The organism is Methyloglobulus morosus KoM1, assembly GCF_000496735.2.
Taxonomy (GTDB): Bacteria; Pseudomonadota; Gammaproteobacteria; order Methylococcales; family Methylomonadaceae; genus Methyloglobulus; species Methyloglobulus morosus.
In genome coordinates this window covers 1-10,011 of the sequence record NZ_AYLO01000078.1, presented here as the reverse complement: position 1 = coordinate 10,011, position 10,011 = coordinate 1, and the positions used below count along the sequence as shown (strand labels likewise).

Genomic DNA, 10,011 nt, shown 5'->3' with positions numbered 1-10,011 from the left:
AATGCATTCAAGTCGATTAAACAGATGACAAGGATTAACTTGGGCTGATTAATTATGTTGAGCAGGCTTCCTACTACCAGGGCAACCCTAACTGAACGGACATAAACCCTATGTTTTAGGGCCGCTCGATTATATGCAATTATCTTGTTATGCCACATACGATAAACCGAAGAAAGGGCGACAGCCATAGCGTCATCTTTATCTATCATTTATGGAAGGTTAAATGAGTTATAATCAACATGCCTCGTAAATTTATTTGGGCTCAACTGCTAATTATTTTTCGCTAAATCTATCATTAACGTAATATATTGTCAATTGTTATGCGTCTTCCAAAAAGGTCTGAACGCGAGGTTTTAAAAATCGGTGAAATGGCCGATGAACTCGACACCACAGCTAGGACCATCCGACTCTATGAAGAACTTGGCCTGATAGCCCCGGATCGCACGGAAGGCGGTACACGCCTATATGCCAGGAAAGACTTAAAAAGGATGGCTACTGCCTTGCAATTAAGTCGGGTCGGAATCGATTTGGAAATGATACAAAAACTGGCTAAGACGCGAGAAGGTTATCAATCAGGCCAAGGGGCTTGTTCCGCCATGTTACCGTTATTGGACGTATTAAAGGCTCGCGTTGGCAGCTTGATGGGCGACTTAGAAATTTTAGAACTCGACTTGGAACGGGCTGACATGCTCATTCGCCAGTGTAGCCAATGCCCCAATAGGCCAAATCGTAAAGATTGCCCAGATTGTCCTGTTGAAAGAAATGTCGATTTGTCTGGAATTGCACGGCTTGTATGGGATCCAAGTTCCCCTTAAAGTTTAGGGGCTATAAGCTTGAATCGGTAAAAATTATCATTGCGTGAAGCTTGATTTACCGGGCATTCAATAAATTTTCCCCATCTTTCCTCAGCGCGCCATCTGGTGCTAGATGACGGTAAAGCGTCTGCCGGGAATACCACGTTCTTTGCATAAAAAACCGATGTGGGTCTTCCTGTCGCTCATCGAAGCCATTGCAAGCCGTAGTTTGGTAGATTTTTTGTACGGGACACCGCCTTTGCGCCCTCGTGCGCGGACGGAGTGAGACCAGCTTTCGTGCGTTCGGAAATCAAGTCGCGTTCGAACCAAGCGAGTGCCGCAAATATACCGAAAACCCGTTTGCCTTGGGAAGTTGCGGCGTCAATTTGCGCCTTGCCCGGTCAAAACCTTAAAGCCGATGCCTTTTTCTAGCCACTCGCGAACACATTTGATGTTGGGCTTCGCTATCGCTCCGCCCAACCTTCAAATTGAAAATGTGCCGAAAGCCTACAAATTATTGTGGCGTAGGGCTTTCCTGTTGACCCGCTGCCGGCGCTTGGACTTCAGCCGGTTTCCCTGGCTGGGCCTCAGCCGCTTTTTTAGCTTCCGCCTCTTGTTTTCTTTTTTCAGCCTTTTCGGCTTTCACGGCCCTTTGTTCCGCAGCCTGATTTGCCGCTTTACTGCCACTACTACCGAGCTCTGCCTGGGTTAGCGCAGGAAATAATAGTGCTGACAGCGCACAAAAATATAATGGCAAAATAATTTTTTTTGATTTGAAATGTAACATAATCACCCCATGTATTAAAAAGTTATTAAAACTCAAGTTACTCGGTAAAACGCTCAAATATACGAGCTAATAACACACGCTTTTATGACTATTAGCAACACAAATTAATTCAATAAAAATGCAAACTTTGGTTGTGGATGCCACAAAAGCCACTTTGGAGTGGACTTGTGAACCCAACAAATAATAACCGATATTTTGTTGGGGTTCGTTTTCTCTTCCCAACATACGTATTACTAAGCTGAATTGATCGTCAGTTTTCAACTGATACGGTTCATTATCAACACCTCTTGCAGCCCATTATTGTGCAGCCGGCTTTTCCTGTTCATCCCCTGCCGGTATTGGGGCTTCAGTAGGTTTCCCTGGTTGGGTTTCAGCCGCTTTTTTGGCGGCCTCCTCTTTCTCCTTTTTTATTCTCTCTTTCCTTTTTGCTATCGCAGCCCTTTGTTCCTCAGCCCGGCTCGAAGCGATATCGCCCGTGCCATAGGGCTCTGCTAAGGTTAGTGTGGGAAATATAAGCGCCAATAGAACGCTAAGAAATAATGGCAATGTAATTTTTTTTGATTTGAAATTCAACATAGTCACTCCATTAATTAAAAGTGTTTCGAAATTAATACAACTCAGTAAAATGCTCAATGATGCCAATAAAATGCGGCCTAATGATAGGGGTTTCTTTTGGGTTCTACAGATTCGGCCTTTTAATGTCTGAACCGTTCGTGCTGAGCTTGTCGAAGCACACACCGCCTTTCGACAGGCTCAAGGCGAACGGAAACTTAATACTTCACAAGGCCGAATCAATAGTTGCCGACAAATAGGATTTTCTACGCGTAAGCCCAAACTACCCAACCGCTATTGAATCCTTCGTGCAAAATCCTTGCGGGCCGCATCCGCTACCAGCTTGTAAGCATCCCTTATATTTTCCCGGGAACTCGCCAATAAAACCTCGTTCCCCTTAATGAGTTTTTGTTTCTCATCATCAGTTGTAGCATTGGCAACTGCTTTCATCTTCTCATTGGCAGCTTTCACGCCCTGTTTCGCTGAAGCAAGCTTTTTGTTGTAATCAACTAGTAATGTCTCGAAGGGCTTGGTGTCTTTACCCGCCGCCTTAAGGGATTTTATGCGCTTTTGCATGCTTGTGGAAGCAACATCGGCATCCGACACAAGCTGGGTTTCTTTTGACGCAAGGGCCAGCTCTTTGGCATGGTCAACACTGAGCCTATTTTTTATCCATGTGGCCTTTACCTTGTCGGCGACCGTTTTGATGTCTTCTTTTGTTGCACTCCGGTTTATTTCTGCCTTGAGCGCCTCAAACGCGGCAATATCGGCATTAAGCCCAGTAACCGCCGCTTTCATTTCTGAATTGTTTAGGGCAACCGCCATATTTTGCATCTTGTCCCTGAACCGTCCCAGTTGCCCAATACGGTTGTCAACATGTTTTAAAAGATACAGTTTCCCCCTGTGGATCATCGGGTCTATCGAGTTGGGATCGTCCTGGCCGACACCGTTGGCCTTCGCCACAGAATAACTATCAGGCTCTGTGCTGGCGTATTGGTTCTCCGCCTCCTGGTTGGCATTAATAAGCGTCTGGCCTTTATCCATGATTGCGTGATATTGTGCAAGCAAGGTGTCTTTTATAGGGACATTGGCTACATAAGAAAATGAAGCCGCAATGATCACTAAAAAGGCAATGGTGGTTACACATAATGTTATTGTGAATTTTTTCATCATATTACCCACACCGTTAAATTAAAACCGAATCATGTAGTTGCCTGGGTAGCTTCGGCACATAACCCAGTCGTAGCCGTTAAAATAAAATCCTTCTAAAATTAATTTTACTTCCTGTTAGTCATGTCTTCCGCCTTGGCAGTGACATGACTAACAGGAAGCCGATGGCGGGGTGTTGTTGGCTTTGATGCCTCCCCGCCGCCAGCCGCACACGGTGCTTCAATTGCAGCAATGTGCTTACCCATTCCGGCCCATCGGCCAAGTTGGCGGTGGTTTGCCAACCTGGCCTTGGAACCGTTTTCTAGGTTGCAATAGTCCGCAACCCTTTCAGCGACCTGCTCAGTTTACCGTCAAGGTATAGGTTGCTGTCGCCGTTGCCGTAACATTGGTCAATTTATAATTGACCGTATAAGTACCTCGCTTCGAAGCCGCCCGCGCAGCAGCGTTCGCTCCTGTCGGTGTCAACGTCCAGGTAATTGAGTTGTTACCCGACGTCAACGTAGAAGCCGTCACCGTAGCTACTGCCGTCGCACCGCCATTGGTGAAGCTGGAACTGACGATACTCACAACAGAAGCCGCGACATTCGGCACATCATTCGCACGGACATTGCGTGAAATGACTTGTGGCGTCACTACCCCGGAAGCGGCTACGGTAGTGGCATCGACAGTGGCCGAAATCGCAGCAAACCCAGAAAGCCCAACAATTTGCTGGCTTCCCAGAATATTGTTGGAATTATCGGTAATGGTCAGCGTTCCCGTTTTGGCACCCGTGCCCAGGGCAGTGGTCGGCGCGAAACGGACAGTTATATTGCAACTTGCACCCGCCGCCAACGATGTGCCACAGTTAGGGGCCACTGCCCCGCCGGCAACAGTCACTCTGCTAAATCCAGTTCCGCTACTTACCTGAATGCTGTTAATGGTCATTGGCGTAGCGCCTGTGCCCGTATTCGTCAGGGTGACGGGTATGTTGAACGCACTTCCGACCACTACATTACCAAAATCCAGCGCAGCCGGGGCTACTTGGGCTACTGGCAATTGCACCACCCCTGTACCTATCAATGTCACGATTTGAGGGCTCGGAACGGCGTTATCGGTAATCGTTATCGAACCCGTCATTTGACCCGTAGTAGCCCCCGGTGAAAAGCGGACATTGATGTTACAAGCTACACCAGGCGCTAACGTAGCACCACAGCTAGGCGCAGGCGCTGCAACACGGGCAAAACCCGTACCCTGCACCTGAATATTATTAATAGTCAGGCTGATGGCACTTGTATTGGTGAGCACCACCGTCCTCGTTGCACTGGTCGTATTGGTATTTACGTTACCAAAATCCAAGGTACTCGCCGGCACACCCCCAACAGTCACAGAGACAGTGGGCACAACACCCGTTCCCGTCAATGGGACAATAGTTGTAATGGTTGGTGAGCCAGGCCCACTATTGCCAGTGATGACAACATTGGCAGACTTCGACCCCGTAGTTGTAGGCGCGAACTGAACAGGGACTATGCAGGGAGTGCCACCATGAACGAGAGGGGCAGTACAGGGGTTGGTCGATGGCACCAGGAACGAAGCTGTATCGGCACCCGTTAGCGAGACACCGGTCACTGTAAGTTGACCCAGCCCACCGTTGCTGACCGTAATATTCCGAACCGGGGGGGTTAATCCAACGGTTACGCTACCAAAGTCCACACTAGCTGGCGATACCGATGCGACTGGAGCGACAGGGATTGGAACTTCGCGAACGGCGCAGAGTGTCTTCACAACGGCGTCAGGTGTCGCACAGAAGCTGAGTTGTTCGATATTCCACAAGGTGTCAATTCCGTCGTTGGTGACAGCACTATTGTCGGTGACAGTGATACTGCCATCGGCATTTGTGGTGATGGTGTAGTTTGCACTAGGATTCGAGAACCATGCCGTGTCGCAGTTGTGGGTCAGGCTTAGATCCTGAGTCACAGCAGGCGCAGGGCAGTCGCTCGCTGTGCTGGTATTGGCCGAAGCACCCATCGGAGACCCATCGGGAGCGACTATTTCACGCACAGCCACCAATTGACCCGGATTGACCAAGCCGGCGAACACCGCCGCTTGCAAGGTCTTACCGGCGAGCGCGCCCGTCCAGCCTGGACCAGTCGGGATATTCTCCATCAGGTCAGTAGAGGCAATCTCAGGCCCTGTGGCCAGGTCGTTAGCATCCACGCCCGACCGCACACTGATCCGCACTCTGAGCATGTGGTCACCGTCAATGATGTCATCGGCACCACGGCCTTCAATGGTATCACTGCCGCCTCCACCGAGGAGGATGTTGCCTTCGCCCCAGATTGGGCCTTCCAGTCCGCAGTAGTTCGTTACTGCTGCCGCAATGGTTTCTGCGGGATCGACTGTCCTGATACTGGCTGGCACTATCGCATCTAGCCCGCCAATACGCGCCACGCCGTCTGCGTCCAGTGCGTCACAACCGATAAAGCCGATGCCGCCAACCTGACTGGGGACTACGCTGTCACCGCGCAAGGTGTCGTTAAAGTTCCAGCCGGATAATGCTTCGACTTCGTTGAAACGGTCCCTAACTTCGTTCGCTGGTGGTGCATTGACGATCGGGAGATCCAGATCAGCGTTCTGCAGCTGTGGATCGCCCTGGCCGATGCTCCAGTCATAACCGGCTGCGCCGGCGTTCTTTTCAACACCAGGGCCGGCCACGCCAATGTCGTCGCCGCCTTCCATGTCGTAGTCGTCGTCACCGCCTTGGCCGATCAGGATGTCATGTCCCGGCAGGTTATGGTCATCAAAGAACAGGGTGGAACTGTCACCGATCAAGAGATCAGGTTGGTCACCGCCTTCTTCCCAATCGTCGCCACTGTCACCGAAAACGGCATCCGTACCTTGCCCCGCAATAGCGAAGTCATCACCTTCGCCGGAAAAGGTCTCGTTGATATTGGCACCGCCGTTAGTAAAGTCCTTGCCTGCGCCCGCAATAATAATGTCGTCACCGACGCCACCGTCGATGGCATCATTGCCAGGGCCTCCCTTTAGGAAGTCGTTGCCAGCAAAGTCAGTGATGATATCATCGCCTTCGCCGCCAAGGATGACATCGTCCCCGCCGTTACCATCAATAATATCGTTGCCAAGACCACCCCAGAAGGTGTCGTTGTCATTGCCGCCGAGGAAATTATCAACATCGTCAGTGCCGTTATAAACGCCTTGGCCGTTGATGCCGGGTGTGTCTACACTGTTGATTGCGCGATATAAAATCTGGCCGTTAGGTTGGCGAAGCAGCAGAAGGTTTTCGTCGCAATCCGTGGTCGGGTCGTCATTCACCGAACCTGGGCCAGTGATAAAACTGCCAGGGCTTGCAGGGAAGGTAAGATTGCCCTTCTCGAACTTGCAGTCGGCAGTCGCAAACGGGTCAGCCTTCAAAGTATGGGCATTGGTGTTACGCATTACCAACTCGGCGAACGAATTGCCTTCGAGCTGGGACCGCAGGTTCATGCCCGGCGTACGCGCCAGATAGTAAAACCGGTCGCCGTTTTGCAGATCGGTCAGTTGCTTCTCGAACACGTAGTTGAAGGTAGGGCCTAACAGTCCGCCAAACAAATTGGTGTTCTCAGCAAGGCCGCCCACCCAGAGGTCAACGTCGTCGAGCCCTGTTTGGGACACATCACCGACATTTTCCCAGCAGATAGGGCTAGCGGTAGGGTTCGGGGTCGGGGCAACGCAACCGGGACTATTAGTGCTAAACACAAAATCGCCGATATCTACAGGAGCGAAGATGTCGTCGACACTTTCATCTACCGCAGGTGTTGAAGGATCGTCACCTAGTGTCCCGTCCGGTCCGGGCAAGGTCGTGCCGCTAACAATCTGGTCGGCCGCCATGCGTCTGGCTTCTAAACTGCCAGCCTGGATCGGCCCGCTGCCATCCGGATCAAGCGTAGCAATGATAGGGTGTGTGCCATACGCCGCAATGAAATTGACCAGCGACTCGGGGTGCTTAAGCCTCTGTTGAAAGTTAATCCAGTTTGTGTAGGGCGCTAACTGGCCATCATTCGTCGCCGCAAATATCTGCTTGCGGACATTGTTCAGGGACGGGATGCCTTCACTGCGGGCACGCGTCATGTTGATGGCAGGCAAGTCTTGCGGCAGTCCCAGCAGATGGTTGCGGACAGCTTCGGCGACGAATTCATCGATCTCTTGGCCGACCTGATCGGACAAGCCCATGATGATGGCACCGGTGGCATTCGGAGCGGAGAGTGTTCCGACAACACCACCGTTGTTGAATTCCGCAGGGTTTAGGAACGCGTCAAACAATGGGATGTCGTTGTTCAGGCACGCGGGGGAGTCTGGGATATCGCTTGGATTAGCACAAATCGATCCATTCGCGTTCTTGCGGGGGACCGTGTCGGTCAGCATCGAGTGGCCGAAGCGGTAAACCGCATGGGCAAATTCCGCCGTAATCGCCGGGTCAATATCCGTCTGGTTAAAGGCGAAAGCCTCGAAAGGGTTGATCAAGGGCTGAACCTTGCGTGCAAACTCTTCGAACACCAAATGCTGGTACTGCATCTCGGTGACGAAACGCGCGGCCTGGAACAAGCGCTGACCGTAGGTGAATGTTGTCGGCAGTGCTGGGTTGTTGGTGGCACAGCCGATGGGGCAGTTGGTGTTATTGTAGCTGGACTGCAAACTCGCATTTGCAGGCAGTGTGATTGTATCAAACTCCGTGGCCAGCCGGTCATGCTCCATGTGGAAGACCTGATGGATGGCAGTCAGCGCGATGTTCTCGTTACAACGGCCGTCACCGCAGATGAAGTGCAGGTCGAGCAGTTCGTTGTCGTACTCGCCGTGCGCGACCGGATCAAGACTACCCCCTGCAACAAGATTGCTATCAGGTGTATTCGGTGACGCAATGCTTCCTGGGGATGCACTGTGTGAGATGTCATTCAGGAAGGCCGTGTCAATGCGGTTTGCAGTGTATACCGCAGGGCAACCAGGGCCTACCGCAGGACAGTTCGCTTTCACCGGTTCTGTAGTAGTATTGCCCTCGATGAGACCCGTGTCTGTCACGAGTTGTGGCAACCCGTTTGGACCAGGTTTGAAGTTGCCGTACACGTCGGTCAGAACCATAGGTATGTTGGTTACGTCTGCGTCAACAAGTTCAATGCCCAGCTTGGTTGCCGCCTGCGCTTTGATGGTTGCCCAGGTGGCTATGCCGCCATCGGCCTCGGACAGGAATTTGCCCGTCGCAACCGGCCCAGTAGGGGTAGTGTCGTACTCACGCGTGAACACTTGGTGCGAGGAATGGGAGGTGTAGGTTTGGCTTTGGTCCACAAACGGGGTGTCCGTGTTGGGTGCGCTGCGGAAGCCGTCAGGCCCGTTCACGATATGACCACGTGTTATGGCCATGAAGCGAAGGTTAGGCGGAATATCATCTGCGGCGTTGCTTCCTCCGCAGACGTGGTCATTCCCACAAATCAGCGGGTCGTCATCACGTAAGGGCACGACGACCTGGCCATTGCCGCCGTTGGTGATCTTGTCGAGGCCGTGGTCGAAAAACTGGCCAAAGATGGTGAACAGCGAGTTGAAGGGCGGCGACAGGCCGACATCGGTGGTCACATTCGGGATAAATAACGTTTCGAAAGAGGGCACGCATCCAACGGGTTCTCCATTTTCATCGCATGGGAAAATACCTGGATTGCCCTGGGTCCTGACGGGAAAACCAGCTGCGGCGACGGCGGCCAAGTTGGTCGAGGTCTGGTCCACAATCAGGTTGCTGATCATGCGCGGCTGGGAATCGTAGACAAAACCGCTGGTCTGGTTGAAGTTAGTCGGGCCACTAGGCGGGAAATCTACTAAATTTGCCGGGCGCGCTTCCGCAGGCCTTTCGAAATTAGGCACAGTCAGGCGCGGGAAAGCCTGGTCTGCCGCCCCGTGCTTCTCTTGTCCGGGTACCAGGTTATTGCACGATCCATCCACCGTCCTAAGACCGAAGGAAACGAGATTATTCGGGAGCTGGTTAGACCCGGGGCCGATAAGCGCTTGGCAATTGTCCGGATCACCTATTAGGTCTGGGTTGGGTGCCACAACATGCGCTTCAGCAATCTTGATTTGCTGAAGGATATACGCCAAGTCAGCAGGGGTGACCGTAAACCCAGAGCCGACTGGGGACGTGTTTATAGCCGCCTGACTGGTATCCACCACGCCGACATTCGACATGGCTATCACCAACGCCATCAGCGACGTTATCAAGGGCTGCTTTGCTTTGGAAACAAGGCAGTGATAGATTCTAGGTAACATGATGTCCTCCGATCATTTAAGTAAAAGCCTATTTGCCTGATATATCTATATATAATCACGGCAATGTCGTTTCGAGCATGTAGAGCAGTAACTGCCGCCCATGAGCCCACCAAACTTAGCGAAACTTAATCCTCTTCCCTCGTCCATCGCGTGGTACTGCGCTTTGCAGCCGTATCTAAATCACCTTGGGTAAAAGTAACCGTTTGGTTAGCGTTCCACATCCAACGGGTTGGCATTTTCCCTGTCGAAGACGTATTTAACCGCCTACCCTATCGGTGTTTGCTGCCACAAAAATCACACAATACTGTTTGACATGACCGTTTTTACTGTCGTCTGGCCCGTTGCAGATCAATGTCAGTATTTTTAATCCATAGGCCCACTATAAATTGAGCAAAGTTTTTTGGACGTAGTGATGCTATCTGAGAGACA

At 51.5% G+C, this 10,011-nt stretch carries 8 protein-coding genes; 1 reads left to right on the top strand and 7 read right to left on the bottom strand.

Annotated elements, in window-relative coordinates:
• Positions 1-209 (bottom strand): hypothetical protein (locus tag MGMO_RS20595; RefSeq protein WP_235557266.1); only part of this gene is annotated, 209 nt, incomplete at its 3' end.
• A 111-nt stretch (positions 210-320) separates the two neighbouring features.
• Between MGMO_RS20595 and MGMO_RS10340 the strand changes: the two genes are divergently transcribed.
• Positions 321-815 carry a MerR family transcriptional regulator gene (locus tag MGMO_RS10340; protein WP_023495000.1) on the top strand — a complete coding sequence of 165 codons (495 nt, stop codon included), beginning with the start codon at positions 321-323 and terminating at the stop codon, positions 813-815.
• A 182-nt stretch (positions 816-997) separates the two neighbouring features.
• On the opposite strand, the gene MGMO_RS21260 is transcribed toward MGMO_RS10340, so the two are convergent.
• From MGMO_RS21260 to MGMO_RS10320, 6 genes are all read right to left on the bottom strand, one after another.
• Positions 998-1,141 carry a hypothetical protein gene (locus tag MGMO_RS21260; RefSeq protein WP_456152399.1) on the bottom strand — a complete coding sequence of 48 codons (144 nt, stop codon included), beginning with the start codon at positions 1,139-1,141 and terminating at the stop codon, positions 998-1,000.
• 167 nt (positions 1,142-1,308) lie between these two features.
• On the bottom strand, positions 1,309-1,581 hold the full coding sequence (locus MGMO_RS10335) for a hypothetical protein (protein ID WP_023494999.1): 273 nt from the start codon (positions 1,579-1,581) through the stop codon (positions 1,309-1,311).
• Between the two features lie 297 nt (positions 1,582-1,878).
• A complete protein-coding gene (locus MGMO_RS10330; protein ID WP_023494998.1) occupies positions 1,879-2,157 on the bottom strand; it encodes a hypothetical protein in 279 nt (92 codons plus the stop codon).
• A gap of 270 nt (positions 2,158-2,427) precedes the next feature.
• Complete coding sequence (locus tag MGMO_RS10325) at positions 2,428-3,306, bottom strand: hypothetical protein (RefSeq protein WP_023494997.1); 879 nt, start codon at positions 3,304-3,306, stop codon at positions 2,428-2,430.
• A gap of 104 nt (positions 3,307-3,410) precedes the next feature.
• Positions 3,411-3,548: a hypothetical protein gene (locus MGMO_RS19990; protein ID WP_161808483.1), complete on the bottom strand. Its 138-nt coding sequence runs from the start codon at positions 3,546-3,548 to the stop codon at positions 3,411-3,413.
• A gap of 94 nt (positions 3,549-3,642) precedes the next feature.
• Complete coding sequence (locus tag MGMO_RS10320; RefSeq protein ID WP_023494996.1) at positions 3,643-9,582, bottom strand: peroxidase family protein; 5,940 nt, start codon at positions 9,580-9,582, stop codon at positions 3,643-3,645.
• Positions 9,583-10,011 lie beyond the last annotated feature (429 nt).